This is a genomic window from Micromonospora sp. NPDC047548 (assembly GCF_040642975.1).
In the GTDB taxonomy this organism is placed as follows: domain Bacteria; phylum Actinomycetota; class Actinomycetes; order Mycobacteriales; family Micromonosporaceae; genus Micromonospora.
In genome coordinates this window covers 12,886-33,236 of record NZ_JBEYTI010000027.1, presented here as the reverse complement: position 1 = coordinate 33,236, position 20,351 = coordinate 12,886, and the positions used below count along the sequence as shown (strand labels likewise).

Sequence of the window (20,351 nt, the reverse complement as noted above, 5' to 3'; positions counted from 1 at the left end):
CCGAACATGCAGCAGATGCTGAAGCAGGCGCAGAAGATGCAGCAGCAGATCGCCAAGGCGCAGGCCGAGCTGGCCGAGGCCGAGCTGACCGGCACCGCCGGCGGCGGCCTGGTCACCGCGACCGTCTCCGGCGCCGGTGAGATCAAGTCGATCAGGATCGACCCGAAGGCGGTCGACCCGGAGGACGTCGAGACCCTGGAAGACCTGGTCGTCGCGGCCCTGCACAACGCCGCCGAGGCGGCCCGGGAGTTGACCGAGAAGAAGATGGGTCCGGTCACCGGCGGCATGGGCGGCCTCGGCCTGCCCGGGTTCTGAGCCGGCCGATGTACGAAGGTGCCATCCAGGACCTGATCGACGAGCTGGGGCGGCTGCCGGGCGTGGGCCCGAAGAGCGCGCAGCGGATCGCGTTCCACGTCCTGTCGGCGGACCCGGCCGACGTCAACCGGTTGGCTGGTGCGCTGCGCAAGGTCAAGGACCTGGTCCGGTTCTGCACCACCTGCTACAACGTGGCCGAGTCCGACCAGTGCCGGATCTGCCGCGACCCGCGCCGCACCGACGAGGTGCTCTGCGTGGTCGAGGAGCCCAAGGACGTGGTGGCCATCGAGCGGACCGGTGAGTTCCGGGGCCGCTACCACGTGCTCGGCGGGGCGATCAATCCGCTGGAGGGCATCGGGCCGGACAACCTGCGCATCCGCGAGCTGATGACCCGGCTCGGCGGCGGGGCGGTGCGGGAGCTGATCCTGGCCACCGACCCGAACACCGAGGGCGAGGCGACCGCGACGTACCTGGCGCTGATGGTCAAGCCGATGGGCATCTCGGTCACCCGGCTGGCCAGCGGCCTGCCGGTCGGTGGCGACCTGGAGTACGCCGACGAGATCACCCTCGGCCGGGCGTTCGAGGGGCGCCGCGCCGTCTGAGCCCGACCCGGTCGTACCCCGGCCGTCGCTGCCCGGCGCAGCGGCGGCCGGGTCGTTTCGCGGACCGGCGGGGGCGGTCTGTGCTGTGACAGTCCTGTTTGTCGCGAGATCCGGTCGTGTCAGACCCGACGGCTTGGTGTCGGCTTGGTAGCGATTGCCTAACGGCCGTTCCGCTTTCTGTGTGTCCTGTCATAGCCTCCCGCTCACGGACCGAGCCATGAACCGGCGTGGTCACGCGGATGACAGAGGTGAGAGATGCAGGCGAGAAGGCTCAGAACGGGCGTGACCCTCGCGGCCGTTGCAGCCCTGGCGGTCGGCGCGGCCGGCTGTGCGGACAGCGACCGCAGCAACGACAGTGGCGAGGCCAAGACGGGCGGCACCTTCGTCTTCGCGGGTGCCAGCAACCCGAAGAACTTCGACCCGATCTTCAACGATGACGGTGAGTCGTTCCGGCCGATCCGCCAGATGTACGACACCCTGATCCAGAACAAGCCGGGCACGGCCGACCTGCAGGGCGCCCTGGCGGAGACCTGGGAGCACGACCCCGAGGGCAAGGTCTGGACCTTCAAGCTGCGCCAGGGCGTGAAGTTCCACGACGGCACCCCCTTCAACGCCGCCGCGGTCTGCTTCAACTACGACCGCTGGTACAACATGAAGGGTGCCGCGGCGCAGGCGCAGATGCAGTACTACCTGGACGTCTTCGGCGGCTTCGCGAACAACGAGGCCGACGTCGCCGGCAAGCCGGTCTACAACAAGTGCGAGGCCAAGGACGACAACACCGCCGTCCTCACCCTCAACCAGTACAAGGGCGCCTTCCCCGGCGCCTTCGCGCTGACCGCGTTCTCGATCGCCAGCCCGGAGGCGCTGAAGAAGTACGACGCCGACACGGTCAAGCAGAACGGCGACTCCTTCGAGTACAGCGCGTTCGCCAACGAGCACCCGGTCGGCACCGGCCCGTTCACCTTCGGCGGCTGGGACGCGGCCAAGGGCGAGGTCACCCTGAACCGGAACCCCGACTACTTCGGGGAGAAGGCCAAGGTCGACAAGCTGATCATCAAGGTCATCGCGGACGAGAACACCCGCAAGCAGGAGCTGCGGGCCGGCACCGTCCAGGGCATCGACTTCCCGGCCCCGGCCGACCGCAAGGCGCTCGCCGGTGAGGGCTTCAACGTCATCGACCGCCCGGCGTTCAACATCCTCTACCTGGGCATCAACCAGAAGAACCCGAAGCTGAAGGACCTGCGGGTGCGCCAGGCGATCGCCTACGCCCTCAACCGTCAGCAGCTCGTGCAGACCAAGGGCCCGGGTGGCACCAAGGTCGCCGACGAGTTCATGCCGGACACCGTGCTCGGCTACGCCCCGGACGTGCAGAAGTACGACTACAACCCGGACAAGGCCAAGCAGCTCCTCAAGGAGGCCGGGGCCGAGGGGATGACCCTCAACTTCTACTACCCGACCGACGTCACCCGGCCGTACATGCCGAACCCGCAGGAGATCTTCACCGTCCTCGCCAACGACCTGCAGGCCGTCGGCATCAAGGTCAACGGTGTGCCGCGCCCGTGGAACGGTGGCTACAAGGACGACGTGCAGCAGTTCGGCAAGCACGACCTGCACCTCCTGGGCTGGACCGGTGACTACAACGACCCGGGCAACTTCGTCAGCAGCTTCTTCGGCCGGGGCAAGGCCGAGTTCGGCGATCAGGCGATGACCGACATGTTCGCGGCCATCGCCAAGGCCGACGGCATCGTCGACGAGGCCGGCAAGAAGGCCGCCTGGGAGCAGGTCAACCGCGACGTCGCCGCCAAGTGGCTGCCGGCCGTGCCGGTCTGGCACGCCCCGCCGGCCATCGTGGTCACCAAGGACGTCAAGGGTCTGGTCGCCAGCCCGCTGACCGACGAGCGGTTCAACACGGTCAGCGTCACCAAGTGACGTACGTCGGCTGACGCCGTAGGCGCGAATCGGCCCGGGTCGGGGCTTCATCCCGGCCCGGGCTGATTCCGCGAACATCGAGAGTCTGGTGTGTGAGAGATGTTGCGAGTCATAGTCCGCCGCCTGCTGCAGCTGGTGGTGACGCTGATAGCGCTGTCCGCGCTCGTCTTCGTCTGGTTGCGGAACCTCCCCGGCGGCCCGATCGAGGCGCTGCTCGGTGAGCGGGCCACGCCGGAGCGGCGCGCCCTGCTGGTCAAGGCCCTCGGCTACGACCAGCCGATCCTGGTGCAGTACGCCAAGTTCATGCAGCGGCTGCTGACCGGCGACTTCGGCAACTCGATCCGGAGTGGTGACCCGGTCACCGAGGTGATCGGCCGCGCCTTCCCCGCCACCATCGAGCTGGGCCTCGCCGCGATGATCATCGCGGTGGGCCTGGGCGTTCCGCTCGGCTACCTCGCCGCCCGCTGGCGCGGTCGCTCGCTGGACAACCTGACCATCGCCGGCACCCTGCTCGGCATCTCGATTCCGATCTTCTTCCTGGGCTACCTGCTCAAGGACATCTTCACCCAGAACATCCACTGGTTCCCGCCCTCCGGGCGGCTCACCACCGGCCTGGACAACACGAACGTCACCGGGTTCTACGTCCTCGACGGCCTGCTCACCCGCGAGTTCGACGCCAGCGCCGACGCGCTCTGGCACCTGATCCTGCCGGCGGTCACGCTGGCCACCATCCCGCTCGCGGTGATCGTCCGGATCACCCGGGCCAGCGTGCTCGACGTGCTCAACGAGGACTACGTGCGCACCGCCGAGGCCAAGGGCCTGCGGCACCGCACCATCCGCGGCCGGCACATCCTGCGCAACGCGCTGCTGCCGGTGGTCACCATCATCGGCCTGCAGACCGGCGCGCTGCTCTCCGGCGCGGTGCTCACCGAGAAGGTCTACAACTGGGGTGGCATCGGCACGCTGATCGTCGACTCGATCAGCGGCGGCCGGGACTACCCGGTGCTCCAGGCGATCATCCTGCTGGCCGCGCTGGTCTTCGTGGTGGTCAACCTCCTGGTCGACCTCTCCTACGCCTTCATCGACCCGAGGGTGCGTGTCCGATGACCGATCCGACCACCCAGGCCGGCGCTCCGGCGCCGGCTCCCCGTGCCGGTGACGAGCGTCCCGGTGGCGTGCGCGAGCGGAGCATCGGCCGGCTCGGCGAGCGGAAGAAGGCGCGGCTGGAGGAGTTGGCCCAGGCCAGCGCCGAGAAGGGCGGCGTCAGCCTCCTGCGCGACGCGCTGCGCCGGCTCCGCCGCAACCCGGTGGCCATCGTCGGCGGCACCATCGTCGGGCTGTTCATTCTGGTGGCGGTCTTCGCCCCGCTGATCGCCCCGCACGATCCGGTGCAGCGCTTCGCCGAGTTGACCAAGACCCTGACCGTCGACAACATCCCGGGCGCCAGCGCGGAACACCCGCTCGGGTCCGACCCGCTGGGCCGCGACTTCCTGTCCCGCCTGATCCACGGCAGCCGGCAGACCCTCTTCGTCGGTGTCCTCGCCACACTGATCGGCCTCGCCCTCGGCGTGCTGCTCGGCGTGCTGGCGGGGGCCTTCGGCGGCTGGGTCGACGTCGTCCTGATGCGACTCACCGACGTGATGCTGGCGCTGCCCAGCCTGCTGCTGGCGATCACCCTGGTCGCCATGGTCAGCAAGTCCAGCCAGTGGACGGTCATCTTCGCGGTGGCCATCGTCAACGTGCCGATCTTCGCCCGGCTGCTGCGCGGGTCGATGCTCGCCCAGCGGGAGAGCGACCACGTGCTCGCCGCGCGGGCGCTCGGCGTCAAGGAGCGCAACATCGTGCTCCGGCACATGCTGCCCAACTCGCTGACCGCGGTGATCGTGCAGGCCACGCTCACCTTCGCGGTGGCAATCCTGGACGCCGCCGCGCTCTCCTTCCTGGGCCTCGGTGACCCGGACATCAACCGGGCCGAGTGGGGTCTGATGCTCGGCAACGACGGCGTCCGCTACTTCGAGGTCCGCCCCGAACTGGCCTACTACCCGGCGCTCGCGATCGTCGTGGTCGCGCTCGGCTTCACCCTGCTCGGTGAGGCGATGCGCGAGGCGATCGACCCGAAGAACCGGCGGTGAGGGCGGTGCGACGGACCAGCACGGCCGGGGAATGCCAGCACCGAGAGGAAGTGACCCGATGAGCCTGCTCGACGTACGCGACCTGAGCGTGGTGTTCCAGCGGCGGGGCGAGCGGCCGTTCACCGCCGTCGACAAGGTGAGCTTCAAAGTGGAGCCGGGGCAGACCGTCGGCCTGGTCGGCGAGTCCGGCTGCGGCAAGAGCGTCACCAGCCTCGCCATCATGGGCCTGCTGCCCAAGCGGGGCAACAGGGTCAGCGGCGAGGTGCTCTTCGACGGCGCCGACCTGCTCAAGCTCCGCGCAGACGACATGCGGGACCGGCGCGGCCGGGACATCGGCATGATCTTCCAGGACCCGCTCTCCTCGCTGAACCCGGTGGTCCCGATCGGCGTCCAGGTGGCCGAGGTGCTGGAGCGGCACCAGGGGATGGACCGGAAGAAGGCGCTGCGGGAGGCCCGGGAACTGCTCGACGCGGTCGGCATCCCGGACCCGGAGCGGCGGCTCTCCGAGTACCCGCACCAGATCTCCGGCGGCATGCGGCAGCGCGCGCTGATCGCCATCGCGCTGGCCTGCAAGCCGCGGCTGCTGATCGCGGACGAGCCGACCACCGCGCTGGACGTGACCATCCAGGCGCAGATCCTCACCCTGCTCAAGCAGTTGGTCGACGAGACCGGCACCGCGCTGATCATGATCACGCACGACCTGGGTGTGGTGGCCGGCCTCTGCGACACGGTCAACGTGCTCTACGGCGGCAAGGTGGTGGAGCGGGCCGCCCGGCACGAGCTGTTCGCCCGGCCGCGGCACCCGTACACCCACGGGCTGCTCAGCTCGGTGCCGCGGCTGGACTCGCCGCGCGGCGAGCGGCTGTACGCCATCCGCGGCTCGGTGGCCGACAACATCCCGTGGGCGGAGGGGTGCGCCTTCGCGCCCCGCTGCGACAACGTCGTGGACGCCTGCCTGGAGGGCCCACCCCCGCTGGAGCCCACCGCCACCGGCGGCGACCTTCGCTGCAACAACCCCGTTTCCGAGGAGGTGGCGGTGCCGTGACCGAGCGGACCGGACCACTGGTCGAACTGCGCGACCTCAAGGTCCACTTCCCGATCAAGAGCGGCCTGCTCTTCGACCGCACCGTCGGGTACGTCTACGCCGTCGACGGCGTCTCGCTCGCCATCCGGGCGGGTGAGACGTACGGGCTGGTCGGCGAGTCGGGCTGCGGCAAGTCGACGCTGGGCCGAGGCCTGCTGCGGCTGGTCGAGCCGACCGACGGCGAGATCGTCTTCGACGGCACCGACGTCCGCCAGCTCAAGGGCGAGAAGATGCGCCTGGCCCGCCGCCGGATGCAGATGATCTTCCAGGACCCGCTGTCCAGCCTGGACCCCCGCCAGTCGGTGGAGTCACTGCTGGTCGAGGGGCTCAAGGCGCACGGCCTGGCCGACGACAGGGCGGAGACGAGCCGGCGGCTGCGGGAGACCCTGCAGGCCGTCGGCCTGCCCGCGTCGGCGCTGAGCAAGTACCCGCACGAGTTCTCCGGTGGCCAGCGGCAGCGGATCGGGATCGCCCGGGCGCTGGTGCTCAATCCGGAGCTGATCGTCGCGGACGAGCCGGTGTCGGCGCTCGACGTGTCCATCCAGGCGCAGGTGCTCAACCTGCTGGAGGACCTACAGAACGAGCGCGGCCTGACGTACCTGATCATCGCGCACGACCTGGCGGTGGTCCGGCACATCGCCGACACGGTGGGCGTGATGTACCTCGGTGGCCTGGTGGAGGAGGCGTCCAGCGACGACCTCTACCGGGAGCCGATGCACCCGTACACGAAGGCGCTGATGTCAGCGGTGCCGGTGCCGGACCCGCTGGTGGAGGACCGCCGCGAGCGGATCCTGCTCGCCGGCGACCTGCCCTCGCCGACCAACCCGCCGTCCGGGTGCCGCTTCCACACCCGGTGCCCGTGGGCGCAGCCGACCCGCTGCGCTGACGAGCGGCCGGCGCTGCGCGAGGTGGTCGGCGGGCACAAGGTCGCCTGCCACTACGCCGAGCAGATCGCGGCCGGGCGGATTCGGCCGCACGAGGTCGAGCCGGAGCTGGTCCGGCCGGACGACGGTGGGGCGCCGGGCGACACCGGTGAGCTGATCCCGACGCTGTGAGCACGTGCCGAGGCCCCCTCCCCCGCTCGGGGGTTGGGGGCCTCCGCCTGTCTCAGCCCTCCGGGCGGTGCAGCAGGGCGACCGCGACGGCGTGTACGGCGTCCAGCCCGCCCGGGTCGGCCAGCGCGGCCTTCCCGCCGGTCACCGCGTACCACTCGTCGGCGTCCTTGTACTGCACGGAGAGGGTGACCTGGCCGTCGGCGTACCGGGTCTTCAGGGTCAGCTCGCCGGTGACCACCCCGACCTCGTCGGTCATCACCCCGCCGGGGCCGGCGACCAGGTCCGCGGTCAGCTCCCGGGGCGAACCGGTGCCGCCGGCGTCGGCGGTCATCCCGGCCCCCGGCACGGCGGCGGGCGCTGCCGGGTGGCCGTCGGCGGCCATCCCGGCGGTGGCGGCCGTCGTGTCGTTCCCGCCGGAGCCGGCGGTGGCGGCCGCGTCCTCCCCGCCGGCGTCCGGCGTCTGCTCCGGCGCGGGAGTCGCCCCCGCCCCGGTCACGGCTTGTTCGCCCATGTGCAACCCTCCAACATGTCGCTGAGGGCGGCCTTCTCGGCGCTGGTCACCGTCAGCTGCCAGTGATGCTTGACCGTCACCCAATTTTCGGCGTACTTGCACCAGTACGACCGGTTCGCCGGTTTCCACTGCGACGGATCCTGGTCACCCTTTGCCCGGTTGGAGGACGCGGAAACCGCGATGAGCTGCGGTCGGGTCAGGTCGTTGGCGAAGTCGCCGCGCTTGGCGTCGTCCCACTCGTTCGCCCCGGAACGCCAGGCGTTGGCCAGCGGCACGGTGTGGTCGATGTCCACGTCGGAGGGATCGGTGAAGGTGCGACCGTCGTAGACGCTCTCCCAGTGGCCGCCGACCACGTTGCAGCCGGACAGGCGGATGTCCTTTCCGTCCTGCTTGAGCACGCTGTCCCGGACGTCGCAGTTCTTGCCGGTGTTCCGCCAGTGCGGGAAGCGCTGCCGGCTGTAGCCCCGCATCGAGCCCGCCTGGGCGACGGTCAGCTCGGCCAGCTGCTCACCCACGTTGCCGGCGTTGCTCGGCGGCGCCTCCGGCTCGTCGAGCGAGACGTCGCAACCGCCCAGCGCGAGGGCGAGCACCGCGGCGAGCGCGGCCGCCGCCGTCCCACGGGCTCCTGATCTGGTACGCACAGACGACACCTCTCCAGCTTGCGGGCTCCCAGCGATCCCGCACAGTACCCGGGGGGGCCGTTTCGGCGTTTTCGTGGAATCTCCCACGCGGCGCGGGCACATTGGTACCCATGACCGCTCCCGATCCCGCTCCCGCTCCCGCGCTCCGAATCCGCAGCGGCGCCGGCCGGGGCACCTTGCTGGCGGCGATCCTCGCGTCCGGAATGGTCTTCCTGGACAGCACCGTGGTCAACGTGGCACTGCCCCGGCTCGGCGCCGAACTCCACGCGACCGTCGCCGATCTCCAGTGGACGGTCAACGGCTACCTGCTCACGCTGGCCGCGTTCGTGCTGCTCGGCGGGGCGCTCGGGGACCGCTTCGGCCGGCGCCGGATCTTCCTGCTCGGAGTGGTCTGGTTCGCCGGCGCCTCCGTCCTCTGCGGCCTGGCCCAGGGCACCGGCTGGCTGGTCGCCGCCCGGTTCCTCCAGGGCGCGGGCGGGGCGCTGCTCACCCCCGGCTCGCTCTCGGTGATCCAGGCCAGCTTCCACCCCGACGACCGGGGGCGGGCCATCGGCGCCTGGTCCGGGCTCTCCGGGGTGGCCACCGCGCTCGGCCCCTTCCTCGGCGGCTGGCTGATCGACGCGCTCTCCTGGCGGTGGATCTTCTTCATCAACCTGCCGCTGGGGGCCGGGGTGATCCTGGCCGCGCTGCGCTGGGTGCCGGAGAGCCGCGACGAGAACGCCTCCCGCAGCGGGGGGAAGCGGTTCGACGTGACGGGGGCGCTGCTCGGCGCGCTCGGCCTGGCCGGCGTCACGTACGCCCTGATCGACGCCCCGGCCCGCGGCGTCCGCTCGCTCCCGGTGCTGCTGTCCGCGCTGGTCGGTGTGCTGGGCGTGGTGGTCTTCGTGCTGTGGGAACGGCGCCGGGGCGACGCCGCGATGCTCCCCACCGGGCTGTTCACCAGCCGGCTCTTCTCGGTGCTCAACCTCTTCACCGTGGTGGTCTACGCGGCGCTCGGCGGCTTCGTCTTCTTCCTCGCCGTCTACCTCCAGAACGTCGTCGGCTGGTCGGCGCTGCGCACCGGGCTGGCCACCGTCCCGATGACCGTGCTGCTGCTGCTCGGCTCGGCCCGCGCCGGGGCTCTCTCGGCGAGGATCGGGCCCCGGCTGCCGCTGACCGTCGGCCCGGTGATCGCCGCCGTCGGCCTGCTGCTGCTGCGCCGGGTCGCCCCCGGCGCCTCGTACTGGGTGGACGTGCTGCCCGGGGTGACGCTCTTCGGGCTCGGGTTGACCCTGGTGGTGGCGCCACTGACCGCCTCGGTGCTGGCCGCCGTCGCCGACCGGTTCGCCGGGGTGGCGAGCGGCTTCAACAACGCCGCGTCCCGGGTGGGCGGCCTGCTCGCGGTGGCCGCACTGCCGCTGCTGGTCGGCCTCGCCGGCACCGGGTACGAGCAGAAGGCCCAGCTGACCCACGCGTACCGGGGAGCGCTGGCCTGGTGTGCCGGGCTGCTGCTGGCCGGCGCGGCGACGGCCGGCCTGCTCGTGCACCGGCCACCCCGGCCGGCCCCGCCTTCGCAGCCCTGCCAATCGCTGCCCGCCTCCACCCCGCCCGAGCGGTAGGGCCCGGTTGTCACGGCGCTCGCGGTAGGGCCCGACCGGAGCCGGGCCCTACCGGGTGCCTCAGCCGCGGGCGCGGTTGACCGCGCTGGTGACCGCCTTCACCGAGGCGGTGACGATGTTGGCGTCCATCCCGACACCCCAGACCGTGCGGCCGTCGACGTCGCACTCGACGTACGCGGCGGCCTGGGCGTCACCGCCGGAGGAGAGCGCGTGCTCGTGGTAGTCGAGCACGCGTACCGCCACCCCCACCGCCTGGAGCGCGTTGACGTACGCGTCGATCGGGCCGTTGCCGACCGCGGCGAGCGCGCGACGCTCCCCGCCGAGCTCCACCTGGGCCTCGATCTCCACCTTGCCCTCGGGGGTGCCGATCGTGTAGCCGGCCAGCGTGAGGGCCGGGTCGGTCTGGTGGTCGAGCAGGTAGTGCCGCGCGAAGATCTCCCACATGGTGCCCGGGTCGACCTCGCCGCCGTCGTGGTCGGTGACCTGCTGGACCACCCCGGAGAACTCGATCTGGAGCCGGCGCGGCAGGTCCAGCTGGTGTTCGGTCTTCATGATGTACGCGACGCCGCCCTTGCCGGACTGCGAGTTGACCCGGATGACCGCCTCGTAGGTGCGGCCCAGGTCCTTCGGGTCGATCGGCAGGTACGGCACCGCCCAGGTGTGCTCGTCGATCGGCACCCCGGCCGCCGCCGCGTCCTTCGCCAGCGCGTCGAAGCCCTTCTTGATCGCGTCCTGGTGGGAGCCGGAGAAGGCGGTGTAGACCAGGTCGCCCGCGTACGGGTGGCGCTCGTGCACCGGCAGCTGGTTGCAGTACTCGACGGCCCGCTTGACCTCGTCGATGTTCGAGAAGTCGATCATCGGGTCGATGCCCTGGGAGAAGAGGTTCAGGCCCAGCGTCACCAGGTCCACGTTGCCGGTGCGCTCGCCGTTGCCGAACAGGCAGCCCTCGACCCGGTCGGCGCCGGCCAGCAGGCCCAGCTCGGCGGCGGCCACCCCGGTGCCCCGGTCGTTGTGCGGGTGCAGGCTCAGCACCAGGCTGTCCCGCCGGGGCAGGTGCCGGTGCATCCACTCGATCGAGTCGGCGTACACGTTCGGCATGGCCATCTCGACCGTGGCCGGCAGGTTGACGATCAGTTTGCGGTCGGGGTTCGGGTCGACCGCCTCGATGACCTTGGCGCAGACCTCCAGCGCGTACTCCAGCTCGGTGCCCGTGTACGACTCCGGCGAGTATTCGTAGTGGATGTCGGTGTCCGGGGTGTGGATCTCCGCGTACTTCCGGCAGAGCCGGGCGCCGGTGGTGGCGATGTCGGTGATGCCGTCCCGGTCCAGCCCGAAGACCACCCGGCGCTGGAGCGTCGAGGTGGAGTTGTAGAAGTGCACGATCGCCCGGCGGGCGCCGCGCAGCGAGGAGAACGTCCGGTCGATCAGGTGCTCCCGGCACTGGGTGAGCACCTGGATGGTGACGTCCTCCGGGATCAGGTCCTGCTCGATCAGCTGCCGGACGAAGTCGAAGTCGGTCTGGCTGGCCGAGGGGAAGCCGACCTCGATCTCCTTGTAGCCCATCTGCACCAGCAGCTGGAACATCCGGCGCTTGCGCTCCGGGGACATCGGGTCGATCAGGGCCTGGTTGCCGTCGCGCAGGTCGACCGCGCACCAGCGGGGCGCGATCTCGACGTGCCGGGTCGGCCAGGCGCGGTCCGGCAGGTCGATCCGGAACTGCTGCTGGTAGGGCTGGTAGCGCTGGAACGGCATCCGGCTGGGGCGCTGCCGGGCGATCGGATCGGTCTCGGAGTCAGCGGCGGGTTGAGCCATGGAGAGTGCTCCCGTGGGTCATGTCGGGCGTCAGCAATCGGAAGGTGTCGGCGAGGTGCCGGGCGACGGTGCCCGGGCGGTGCCGAGGGGAAGTTCGGATGTGCTGGACGGCGCGGTTCGACTCCGCGACGAGGTGCCGGCCGGTCAGGCCTCGTCGCGGCGACCAAGGAGAAGGTACGCCCGCCACATGACAAGGTCACCCTACGTGGTGAGCCGGGGAGTGGGAAGGCAGGTCCGGACTATGAGACTGGCGTCGCACTGCCCGCCACCTCCTCGACACCGCGGCCACCACCACCGGCAGTTGTCCCTCCCGGGCGGTTGCCGACCGTGACCGGCGGGCGGGGGCGGGCGGAGCCGGGTGCGTCAGCGCAGCAGCAGCGCGTGCACGGGCTGCCGGTGGCGCAGGGCGGTTTCCCGGCGCCGCAGCTCCTCGGGGAGGTCGAACGGGTCGCCGAGCCGGCCCACGGCCGCCACCACCATCGGGCGTACGGCGGGCGGCAGGTCGAGGTCGGCGCAGAGCGCGGCGCGGTCGAAGCGGTTGAGCTGGTGCACGTGCAGGCCGAGCGCGGTGGCCTGCACGGTGAGGTGGGCGATCGCCTGCCCCAGGTCGTACGCGGCGCGCTCCGGGTCCGGGCCGGCGTGCGCGCCCACCACCAGGGCGGCGGCGTGCCGCGCCCAGCGTTGGTCGTGTGCCGGGAGGCTGACCAGGGTCCGCTTCCAGGTTTCGTCGTTGCGGTGGCCGAGGGCGAACCGCCAGGGTTGGGCGTTGCCCGCCGAGGGGGCCCAGCGGGCGGCCTCCAGCAGGGAGGACGCCTCGTCCCCGGTCAGCTCGGCGGTCGGGTCGAAGGCCCGGGGACTCCAGCGGAAGGCGAGCAGTGGGGTGAGGTCGACCATGCAAAGAGCGTCCCGTATGGGAGATTCGTCCTCCGGGTCGGGTGGGGGCAAATGTGGGCAAGCGCACCCGTAACCCCACGCCGGCTCACGGCGTTCCCGCGCTCGGGCTGTCGCTCGGCGAGGGTGCGTCCAGACCCAGCGGCTCGGCGACCACCACGGGCCCAGCCAGCGGCGCGGTGGCCGGCGCCGGCCCGGGCGGCCCGGCCAGGGTGAGCGCGCCGAGGGCGGCCCGGACGTAGGTGGGCGTCCCGTCCGGCTGGTAGCAGTAGATGCCGACGTCCAGCGGTGGGTTGAGCGAGGCGGAGGTGGTCTCCACCGCGTAGCAGCTTCCGGCCACCCCCGGCGGCGCGGTGGCGGGGGAGACCGCGAGCGGGGTCCGCCGGTCGGTGAGCACCTCCAGCCAGTCGGTGAACGGGTGCTGCACCCGCGGGTCCAGTTGGCGCGGTACGGCGTCGTCCCGGTCGCCGAGGCGTACGCAGCTCGCCGCCTGGGGGCGGCCCGCCGACGGGAGGCCGCACTGGAAGAGTCCGTCGGCGGTGGTGGCGAGCGAGACATCGGCCGTGCCGCCGAGCGCGCCCGCCGGGACGTCGACCCGCCAGGTGCCGTCCTCGGCCCTCGTCACGGTGACGTCCCGGGCCGGCCCGTCGGTGCCGGTGAGGGTGTATCGGGCGGTGAGGTGGCGGTCGCGCGCCGCCGCCGCCAGCGCGGCCAACTCGTCCCGGGCCGCGTCCACCTCCGCCGGTGCGGGGTCGGAGGCCGCAGCGGTGGGTGGCGTGGCCGGCTGACCGGCGGTGCAGGCGGCGAGGAGCGTCGGAAGGAGCAGGGTCAGGGCGCCGGGCGTCCGGCGCGTCGCGCGCAGATGGGCATGCACCGGGTCATTCTGCGCCGCGTGGCCGCCGCCCACAGCCCCGTCCGGCCGACGGCCGGCCGGCGTGTCGGCGGGTGTCGGAGCGACCACCCTGGGCAGGTCGTGGACCGGTTGCTTCCGCCGGATGGTGGGATCACCCGACCCGTCCTCGCGTGCGGCCCGATAACCTGGACAGGTCTGACACGCGCCGCCGGACCACCTGAGCCGGCGGCGTCGGCACGCTCAGGGCCGTCGCTGGGAGGGAGTGCACCGTCGTGGCACTCGTGGTGCAGAAGTACGGCGGGTCCTCCGTCGCCAACGCCGAGCGCATCAAGCGGGTGGCGGAGCGGATCGTCGCTGCCCGCAAGGCCGGCGATGACGTGGTGGTGGTGGTCTCCGCGATGGGCGACACCACCGACGAGCTGCTCGACCTGGCCAACCAGGTCAGCCCGCTGCCGCCGGGCCGTGAGCTGGACATGCTGCTCACCGCCGGGGAGCGGATCTCCATGGCGCTGCTCGCCATGGCCATCCACAACCTGGGGTACGAGGCCCGCTCGTTCACCGGTTCGCAGGCCGGTGTGATCACCACGTCGGTGCACGGCCGGGCGCGGATAATCGATGTCACCCCGGGGCGGCTCAAGGGCGCGCTCGACGAGGGCGCGGTGGTGATCGTCGCCGGCTTCCAGGGTGTCTCGCAGGACACCAAGGACGTCACCACGCTGGGCCGGGGCGGCTCGGACACCACCGCCGTGGCGCTCGCCGCCGCGCTCGACGCGGACGTCTGCGAGATCTACACCGACGTGGACGGCATCTTCAGCGCCGACCCGCGGATCGTGGCGAATGCACGGCACATCAAGCGGATCACCTACGAGGAGATGCTGGAGCTGGCCGCCTGCGGCGCGAAGGTGCTGCACCTGCGCAGCGTGGAGTACGCGCGGCGGGCGGGGTTGCCGATCCACGTCCGTTCGTCATACTCGACCAACACCGGCACCATGGTCACCGGATCGATGGAGGACCTTCCCGTGGAACAGGCACTGATCACCGGGGTCGCCCACGACCGCAGTGAAGCCAAGATCACGATCGTCGGCGTGCCCGACGAGCCGGGTGCCGCCGCCAGCATCTTCGACACCGTGGCCGGCGCCGAGATCAACATCGACATGATCGTGCAGAACGTCTCCACCGAGGGCACCGGGCGCACGGACATCTCGTTCACGCTGCCCAAGACCGACGGTCCCACCGCCATGGCCGCGCTCAGCAAGATCCAGGAAGCGGTCAAGTTCCGGGGCCTGCTCTACGACGACCACGTCGGCAAGGTGTCGCTGATCGGCGCCGGCATGCGGTCTCACCCTGGTGTCGCGGCCGGCTTCTTCGCCGCGCTCGGCGCGGCCGGGGTCAACATCGAGATGATCTCCACCTCGGAGATCCGGGTCTCCGTGGTCTGCCGGGACACCGACCTGGACAAGGCGGTCCGCGCCATCCACGAGGCGTTCGACCTGGGCGGCGAATCCGAGGCCGTGGTCTACGCGGGGACGGGACGGTAGCGCGGGTGTCGGCGCAGCCCACGCTCGCCGTCGTCGGGGCGACCGGCGCCGTCGGGACCGTGGTGTGCGAGCTGCTCTCCTCCCGGCTCAACGTATGGGGTGAGATCCGGCTGCTCGCCTCGGAGCGCTCGGTCGGGCGGAAGGTGCGCTGCCGGGGCGAGGAGCTGACCGTCGCGGCGCTCACCCCGGAGGCGTTCGACGGCGTCGACGTCGCCATGTTCGACGTGCCGGACGAGGTCTCCGCCGAGTGGGCGCCGGTCGCGGTGGGTCGCGGGGCGGTCGTGGTCGACAACTCCGGCGCGTTCCGGATGGACCGGGACGTGCCGCTGGTGGTCCCGGAGATCAATCCCGAGCAGGTACGCAACCGCCCCAAGGGGATCATCGCCAACGCCAACTGCACGACCCTCGCCATGATCGTGGCGATCGCCCCGCTGCACCGCGAGTACGGGCTGCGCGAGCTGGTGCTCGCCTCGTACCAGGCGGTGTCGGGGGCGGGCCAGGCCGGCGTGGACGCGCTGCACCTCCAGCTCGGCAAGATCGCCGGGGACCGGGTGCTCGGCTCCCGCCCGGGCGACGTGCGCCAGGCGGTCGGCGACGAGCTCGGCCCGTTCCCCGCGCCGCTGGCGCTCAACGTGGTGCCGTGGGCCGGGTCGCTCGCCGACCTGGGGTGGTCGTCCGAGGAGATGAAGATCCGCAACGAGTCGCGCAAGATCCTCGGCCTGCCCGACCTCAAGGTCTCCGCGACCTGCGTACGGGTGCCCGTGGTGACCGGCCACTCGGTGGCGGTGCACGCGGTCTTCGCCAACGAGGTGGACGCCGAGGGCGCCCGGGAGGCGCTGCGCAACGCCCCCGGCGTGATCCTGGTCGACGACCCCGCCGCCGGCGAGTTCCCGATGCCGATCGACGCCGTCGGCACCGACCCCTCCTGGGTCGGCCGCATCCGCCGCGCCCTGGACGACCCACGCGCCCTCGACCTCTTCGTCACCGGCGACAACCTCCGCAAGGGCGCCGCCCTGAACACCACCCAGATCGCCGAACTCCTCGCCAAAACCCTCACCCACCCCTAACTCCCCCCGGCCCCCACCCCTCCGAGGGGGTGGGTGTCAGGCGGTGGCTAGGCGGACGCCGTCGCGGCCTTGGCGCTTGACGCTGTAGAGGGCCTGGTCGGCGCGGCGGAGGGTCAGCTCGGGGGACTCGCCGGGTTGGGGGAGGGCCACGCCGACGCTGATGGTGCGGCCGGTACCCCGGGCCGCCTCGGTCAGCCGTTCGGCGATCCGGACCGCCTCCTCGGGGCGGCTCACCTCGATCACCGCGACGAACTCGTCGCCGCCGACCCGGTACAGCTCGTCGCCCTGCCGCAGCGCCCCCTCCAGCGCCCGGGCCAATCCGACCAGCACCCGGTCGCCGGCCTGGTGGCCGTACGTGTCGTTGACCGCCTTGAACCCGTCCACGTCGATGGCGAGCAGGGCCGTACGCCCCGGCGTGGCCGCCCTGATCCGCTGGCCGAGCGGCCCGGTGTGCCGCAGCCCGGTGAGTGGGTCGGAGCTGGCCTGCTCGCGGAGTCGGGCCAGCGTACGCAGTCGGTCCAGCGCCCCCCAGGCCTGCCCGGCCAGCAGCTCGATCAGGTTGACCGTGGTCGGGTCCGGCCGCAGCAGCCGTTCGTCGGCGACCAGCAGCACCCCGCCGGAGTCGGGCGGACCGACCGGCACCGACACCAGGGTGCGCACCCCGGCGCGGGCCAGCGACTCGTACTCGTCGGTCGGTGGGTGTCCCGCCTCGCCGAGGGTGTACGCGGTGCCGTGCCGGTGGGCGCGGACCAGCATCCGGCCCAGTGGCCCGGCGCCGGCCTCGGTCAGCTCGGCCCGGATGCGGGACTCCAACTCGCCGAGGGCGCCGGTCGGGGCGCCGAGCCGGGGGCCGTGCCGGCCGGCGAGCACCAGCACGGCGGCGGAGAGGGTGGAGACGTCCCGGGCCGCGGTGAGCGCCGCGTCCATCAGGTCCCGGTCGGTGGGGGCGGACGTGAAGGCGGTGGCGTGCCGGAGCAGCTTCTCGCTGCGGCTCTCGGCGGGCGGCCCGCCGAGCGCCACGATCCGGGCGCCGAGCCGGCCGGCCAGCCGTTCGGCGGTCTGCCGCCACAGCCCCAGCTCGGCCGGCCCGCTCCACTGGAGGTCGAGCACCCCGATCGGGCGGCCCGCCGGGTCGAGCACCGGTACGCAGATCTCGGCGGTGACGTCGGGGCGCAGCGGGAGGTAGTCGGAGTCGGCGGCGACATCGGGCACCGTGGCGCCCTCGCCGGAGGCGTAGACCCGGCCGACGATGCCGGACTTGGGCGGCACGGTGGAGAAGACCTGCCACGAACCGGTGGCGGCGATGCAGCGCAGCCGGTCGTGGACCTGGAGCAGGACGGAGATCGTCGCGGGGGCGTACCGGGCGAGCGCGGTCACCGTCCACTGGCACGCTTCGACGGCGGTCGACGCCATCGGCAGGCGGACCGTGACGTCACGGACGACTCGCTCGTGATCCACGTTCTTCCAGGTGAGGGGAGGGCGCGGCTGGTGCCGGGGCTGCGATCAAGCGTACCCAGCCGGCGGCGGTCCGCCCTGGGAAGATCATCTGCTGTTCGTACACATGTTCCATCCACAGCCTGTGGACAGGGCCTGTGGGCTGCGCGACGAGCCCGCGCCGGGGGCGTGCGGGGGTTAGCGTGAGGGTCCCGGTCGCAGTGGAGGAGCCATGCTCATCGCCCAGCTGAGTGACCCGCACCTGACCACCGGCGTGCTCGCCGCCGCGCCCGCCGCCGGCCTGCACCGCGCGCTCGGCCGGGTGCTGGCGCTGCGCCCCCGCCCGGACTGCGTGGTGATCACCGGCGACCTGGTCGACCAGGGCCGCCCCGACGAGTACGCGGCGCTGCGCGAGGTGATCGGCCGGTATCCGCTGCCGGTGCACCTGGTCGCCGGCAACCATGACGACCGGGAGTCGCTGCTGGACGCCTTCGGCGGCACCCCGTACCTGGGTGGCGGCTTCTCCGCGTACTACCACGTCGACCACCCGGACGTGACCGTCGTGGTGCTGGACTCGCTGGCCCCCGGGGAGGGCGGTGGCCGGCTCGGCGACGACCAGCTCGGCTGGCTCGACGGGGTGCTGGCCGGCCGTCCCGACGTGCCCGCCGTGGTCTGCGTGCACCACCCGCCGGTCGCCGTCGGCATCCCGGCCGCCGACGCCATCCGGCTCGCCGACGGTGACGCGCTCGCCGAGGTCGTCCGCCGGCACCCCCACGTGGTACGCGTCGCCGCCGGCCACCTGCACCGCCCGGTGACCACCGGGTACGCCGGCACCGTGCTCACCGTCGCGCCGAGCACCTGGCGGCAGGCGTCGCTGACCATGAGCGCCGACGACGAGATCGGCTGGGTCGACGAGCCGACCGCGTTCCTGCTGCACGCGGTCGACGACGGCGGCTGCGTGACCCACACGGTGCAGGTCAGCCACGCCGCCGGCCAGACCTGCGGCTTTTGACGCGTCCACCCCGTACGGTGCCGGGACGCGTCGGATACGTCGCGTAGGGGTCGAACATGGCCGGTCGGCGCGCGGGGATCGGCGGAAGGGTCGCTCCGCCGACCATGGCGCCAGCCGTGATCACCGTCCGGATTCCGCCCACGGGACTCGCGGATCTATTTGCCGACGCAGAGGTCTCACGGTCCACAATTGCCGCGCGGCATCGATAGCCTCGGCCCACTCTCCGTGGTCGACTCCAGAGGTCGGCCCACGAACATGTGGGGGAACGTGTGAAGCACAAGCTCATCGGTTTCGCCGTCGCGCTGGCCGCCACCGTCGGCGGCACGCTTGCGGTGGCCGCGCCGGCGCAGGCCGCCACCCCGGCCGTCCAGATCACCAAGGTCTACTACAACTCGCCCGGCACCGACAACCGCTCCAACAGCAGCCTCAACGCCGAGTACGTCAAGTTGACCAACCGGCGCAGCACCACCATCAACCTCAAGTCCTGGACGCTGCGCGACAAGTCCAACCACGTGTACAAGTTCTCCGGCGACTTCCGGCTGGCCAAGGGCGCGAGCGTCTACATCCACACCGGCAAGGGCACCAACACCTCGACCCATCGGTACTGGGGCTCCGGCGCCTACATCTGGAACAACACCGGGGACACCGCCTACCTGCGCAACTCCGCCGGTACGGCGATCGACTCCTGCTCCTGGGGCAGCAGCGGCAGCTACACCTACTGCTGACCGGCGCGGGCCGGCACCGGCCCACGCGCGGCGCACGACTGGCGGCCGGCGCCCCGAGGGGCGGGAGCCGGCGCGTCATCCGACCGCCCCGGGGAGCGGGAGGCGGCTCCTGCGCACCGGGAGCCGCCACCCCTCCCCGGGGCGGTCGTCCTCGTCTCCGGCGGTCGCTCCCATCGGGCCGGTCGCCCGCCCGTCGGCAGCCCGCTCGAACCGCTCGGCCAGGGGGACGGCAACGGTCAGCCGAGCAGGAGTCGGCGCAGCTCGGCGGCGAGCCGCTCGGCCGGCACCTCGTGGAACCCGCCCTCCAGGCTGACCCGCCGGGCACCCGGGACCGACTCGGCGGTCGCCCGCGCCGCGTCGCGCAGCCACTGCGGGCTGCCCGTGCTGTCCACCACGACGGTCGACGCGGTGATCGCGGCGAGCCGCTCGGCGGGGACCCTGCCGTCCCCGGTGACGGTGGCGTCGTGGACCAGGGACGGGGCCATCATCTCCAGCCAGGACCACATCGGCTGGTCGCGCATGCCGCGTACCTGGTCGGCGGGGACGCCCACCGCGTCGATCATGAAGCACTCGACCGCGTCGCCCCGCCGGCCCCCCGCCACCAGCTCGGCCAGCCGGGGCGCGAGCGCCGGGCGCGACCCGGCGTGCGGCCCGACCTGAAAGGGCGGCTCGAAGAGGGCCAGCCTGGCGACCGGGAGCCCGGCGGCGGTCGCCAGGGCGGCGAGGATCGCGCCGGAGGAGACCCCGTAGAGGTACGCCGTGCCACCGGCCGCCCCGATCAGCGCCGCCAGATCCTCGATCTCCCGCTGCACCGCGTACGGGGCGGTGTCGCCGCTGTCGCCCCGGCCACGGCGGTCGTACCCGAGGACGGAGAAGTCCCCGGCCAGCGCGGCAGCCAGCGGACGCGTGGTGGACCGGTCGTTGAACGCGCCGCCCACCAGCACGATCGCCGGCCCGTCGCCGCTGCGCTCGTACGCGATCGTCGTGCCGTCGGCGGAGCGCACCGTGCCCGCCGTCAGAGTCGTCCCAGTCATCGTGGATCCTTCCGTCGTCGTCTCCCATCCCAGTCGGTGCCACCGACGGGAATCCGACGTCAATCGCCGGGCCGTTTTCACCTACCCGTCATGTCGGAATGGTCCGAACGTCCAGGCC

The 20,351-nt window shown here is 72.1% G+C and carries 19 protein-coding genes; 12 read left to right on the top strand and 7 right to left on the bottom strand.

The window, feature by feature from the left end; translation table 11 throughout:
- Nucleotides 1–6 precede the first annotated feature (6 nt).
- From ABZ807_RS23635 to ABZ807_RS23605, 7 genes are all read left to right on the top strand, one after another.
- Nucleotides 7–315, top strand: a complete 309-nt coding sequence (locus ABZ807_RS23635; protein WP_357161930.1) for a YbaB/EbfC family nucleoid-associated protein — start codon at nt 7–9, stop codon at nt 313–315.
- A gap of 8 nt (nt 316–323) precedes the next feature.
- Nucleotides 324–917, top strand: coding sequence for a recombination mediator RecR (gene recR, locus ABZ807_RS23630; protein WP_357161846.1), 594 nt, complete (start codon nt 324–326; stop codon nt 915–917).
- Nucleotides 918–1,172: 255 nt separating this feature from the next.
- Nucleotides 1,173–2,846 (top strand): ABC transporter substrate-binding protein, encoded by a 1,674-nt coding sequence (locus ABZ807_RS23625; protein WP_357161843.1) that lies wholly within the window; start codon nt 1,173–1,175, stop codon nt 2,844–2,846.
- Between the two features lie 99 nt (nt 2,847–2,945).
- Nucleotides 2,946–3,953, top strand: a complete 1,008-nt coding sequence (locus ABZ807_RS23620) for an ABC transporter permease (RefSeq protein ID WP_357161840.1) — start codon at nt 2,946–2,948, stop codon at nt 3,951–3,953.
- Nucleotides 3,950–4,978, top strand: a complete 1,029-nt coding sequence (locus ABZ807_RS23615) for an ABC transporter permease (RefSeq protein ID WP_357161837.1) — start codon at nt 3,950–3,952, stop codon at nt 4,976–4,978. Before ABZ807_RS23620 ends, ABZ807_RS23615 begins: the two co-directional genes overlap by 4 nt.
- A gap of 58 nt (nt 4,979–5,036) precedes the next feature.
- On the top strand, nt 5,037–6,023 hold the full coding sequence (locus ABZ807_RS23610) for an ABC transporter ATP-binding protein (protein ID WP_357161834.1): 987 nt from the start codon (nt 5,037–5,039) through the stop codon (nt 6,021–6,023).
- On the top strand, nt 6,020–7,117 hold the full coding sequence (locus ABZ807_RS23605) for an oligopeptide/dipeptide ABC transporter ATP-binding protein (protein WP_357161831.1): 1,098 nt from the start codon (nt 6,020–6,022) through the stop codon (nt 7,115–7,117). The genes ABZ807_RS23610 and ABZ807_RS23605 overlap by 4 nt, the downstream gene beginning before the upstream one ends.
- Nucleotides 7,118–7,169: 52 nt before the next feature.
- Here ABZ807_RS23605 and ABZ807_RS23600 read toward each other — a convergent pair whose 3' ends face one another.
- Together ABZ807_RS23600 and ABZ807_RS23595 are read right to left on the bottom strand one after the other, a co-directional pair.
- Complete coding sequence (locus ABZ807_RS23600) at nt 7,170–7,628, bottom strand: hypothetical protein (RefSeq protein ID WP_357161829.1); 459 nt, start codon at nt 7,626–7,628, stop codon at nt 7,170–7,172.
- Nucleotides 7,610–8,269: an HNH endonuclease family protein gene (locus tag ABZ807_RS23595; RefSeq protein WP_357161826.1), complete on the bottom strand. Its 660-nt coding sequence runs from the start codon at nt 8,267–8,269 to the stop codon at nt 7,610–7,612. Before ABZ807_RS23595 ends, ABZ807_RS23600 begins: the two co-directional genes overlap by 19 nt.
- Nucleotides 8,270–8,379: 110 nt before the next feature.
- Between ABZ807_RS23595 and ABZ807_RS23590 the strand changes: the two genes are divergently transcribed.
- Nucleotides 8,380–9,867: an MFS transporter gene (locus tag ABZ807_RS23590; RefSeq protein WP_357161823.1), complete on the top strand. Its 1,488-nt coding sequence runs from the start codon at nt 8,380–8,382 to the stop codon at nt 9,865–9,867.
- A 60-nt stretch (nt 9,868–9,927) separates the two neighbouring features.
- On the opposite strand, the gene leuA is transcribed toward ABZ807_RS23590, so the two are convergent.
- From leuA to ABZ807_RS23575, 3 genes are all read right to left on the bottom strand, one after another.
- Entirely contained in the window at nt 9,928–11,679 is a 1,752-nt protein-coding gene (gene leuA, locus ABZ807_RS23585; protein ID WP_357161820.1) for a 2-isopropylmalate synthase, read from the bottom strand.
- Nucleotides 11,680–12,042: 363 nt separating this feature from the next.
- Entirely contained in the window at nt 12,043–12,573 is a 531-nt protein-coding gene (locus ABZ807_RS23580) for a nitroreductase family protein (RefSeq protein WP_357161817.1), read from the bottom strand.
- An 85-nt stretch (nt 12,574–12,658) separates the two neighbouring features.
- Nucleotides 12,659–13,444, bottom strand: a complete 786-nt coding sequence (locus ABZ807_RS23575; RefSeq protein WP_357161814.1) for a hypothetical protein — start codon at nt 13,442–13,444, stop codon at nt 12,659–12,661.
- A gap of 251 nt (nt 13,445–13,695) precedes the next feature.
- On the opposite strand from ABZ807_RS23575, the gene ABZ807_RS23570 reads away from it, so the two are divergent.
- The gene (locus tag ABZ807_RS23570; RefSeq protein ID WP_357161811.1) at nt 13,696–14,961 is read left to right on the top strand and encodes an aspartate kinase; all 1,266 of its coding nucleotides are present in this window, start codon (nt 13,696–13,698) and stop codon (nt 14,959–14,961) included.
- Nucleotides 14,962–14,966: 5 nt separating this feature from the next.
- Nucleotides 14,967–16,028 carry an aspartate-semialdehyde dehydrogenase gene (locus ABZ807_RS23565; RefSeq protein WP_357161808.1) on the top strand — a complete coding sequence of 354 codons (1,062 nt, stop codon included), beginning with the start codon at nt 14,967–14,969 and terminating at the stop codon, nt 16,026–16,028.
- Between the two features lie 36 nt (nt 16,029–16,064).
- Here ABZ807_RS23565 and ABZ807_RS23560 read toward each other — a convergent pair whose 3' ends face one another.
- Nucleotides 16,065–17,486, bottom strand: a complete 1,422-nt coding sequence (locus tag ABZ807_RS23560) for a diguanylate cyclase (protein WP_357161805.1) — start codon at nt 17,484–17,486, stop codon at nt 16,065–16,067.
- A gap of 208 nt (nt 17,487–17,694) precedes the next feature.
- Between ABZ807_RS23560 and ABZ807_RS23555 the strand changes: the two genes are divergently transcribed.
- Both ABZ807_RS23555 and ABZ807_RS23550 read left to right on the top strand, forming a co-directional pair.
- A complete protein-coding gene (locus ABZ807_RS23555; RefSeq protein ID WP_357161802.1) occupies nt 17,695–18,474 on the top strand; it encodes a phosphodiesterase in 780 nt (259 codons plus the stop codon).
- A 269-nt stretch (nt 18,475–18,743) separates the two neighbouring features.
- Nucleotides 18,744–19,199: a lamin tail domain-containing protein gene (locus tag ABZ807_RS23550; protein ID WP_357161799.1), complete on the top strand. Its 456-nt coding sequence runs from the start codon at nt 18,744–18,746 to the stop codon at nt 19,197–19,199.
- Between the two features lie 236 nt (nt 19,200–19,435).
- On the opposite strand, the gene ABZ807_RS23545 is transcribed toward ABZ807_RS23550, so the two are convergent.
- Nucleotides 19,436–20,233, bottom strand: coding sequence for an alpha/beta fold hydrolase (locus tag ABZ807_RS23545; protein WP_357161796.1), 798 nt, complete (start codon nt 20,231–20,233; stop codon nt 19,436–19,438).
- Between the last annotated feature and the right edge of the window lie 118 nt (nt 20,234–20,351).

What these genes read in the sequence shown, in the direction of transcription:
- ABZ807_RS23625 (WP_357161843.1), top strand. Translation starts at nt 1,173, where the DNA reads ATGCAGGCGAGAAGGCTCAGAACGGGCGTGACCCTCGCGGCCGTTGCA.
- ABZ807_RS23635 (WP_357161930.1), top strand. Translation starts at nt 7, where the DNA reads ATGCAGCAGATGCTGAAGCAGGCGCAGAAGATGCAGCAGCAGATCGCC.
- ABZ807_RS23590 (WP_357161823.1), top strand. Translation starts at nt 8,380, where the DNA reads ATGACCGCTCCCGATCCCGCTCCCGCTCCCGCGCTCCGAATCCGCAGC.
- ABZ807_RS23610 (WP_357161834.1), top strand. Translation starts at nt 5,037, where the DNA reads ATGAGCCTGCTCGACGTACGCGACCTGAGCGTGGTGTTCCAGCGGCGG.
- ABZ807_RS23615 (WP_357161837.1), top strand. Translation starts at nt 3,950, where the DNA reads ATGACCGATCCGACCACCCAGGCCGGCGCTCCGGCGCCGGCTCCCCGT.
- recR (WP_357161846.1), top strand. Translation starts at nt 324, where the DNA reads ATGTACGAAGGTGCCATCCAGGACCTGATCGACGAGCTGGGGCGGCTG.
- ABZ807_RS23545 (WP_357161796.1), bottom strand. Translation starts at nt 20,233, where the DNA reads ATGACTGGGACGACTCTGACGGCGGGCACGGTGCGCTCCGCCGACGGC.
- ABZ807_RS23555 (WP_357161802.1), top strand. Translation starts at nt 17,695, where the DNA reads ATGCTCATCGCCCAGCTGAGTGACCCGCACCTGACCACCGGCGTGCTC.
- leuA (WP_357161820.1), bottom strand. Translation starts at nt 11,679, where the DNA reads ATGGCTCAACCCGCCGCTGACTCCGAGACCGATCCGATCGCCCGGCAG.
- ABZ807_RS23620 (WP_357161840.1), top strand. Translation starts at nt 2,946, where the DNA reads ATGTTGCGAGTCATAGTCCGCCGCCTGCTGCAGCTGGTGGTGACGCTG.
- ABZ807_RS23600 (WP_357161829.1), bottom strand. Translation starts at nt 7,628, where the DNA reads ATGGGCGAACAAGCCGTGACCGGGGCGGGGGCGACTCCCGCGCCGGAG.
- ABZ807_RS23580 (WP_357161817.1), bottom strand. Translation starts at nt 12,573, where the DNA reads ATGGTCGACCTCACCCCACTGCTCGCCTTCCGCTGGAGTCCCCGGGCC.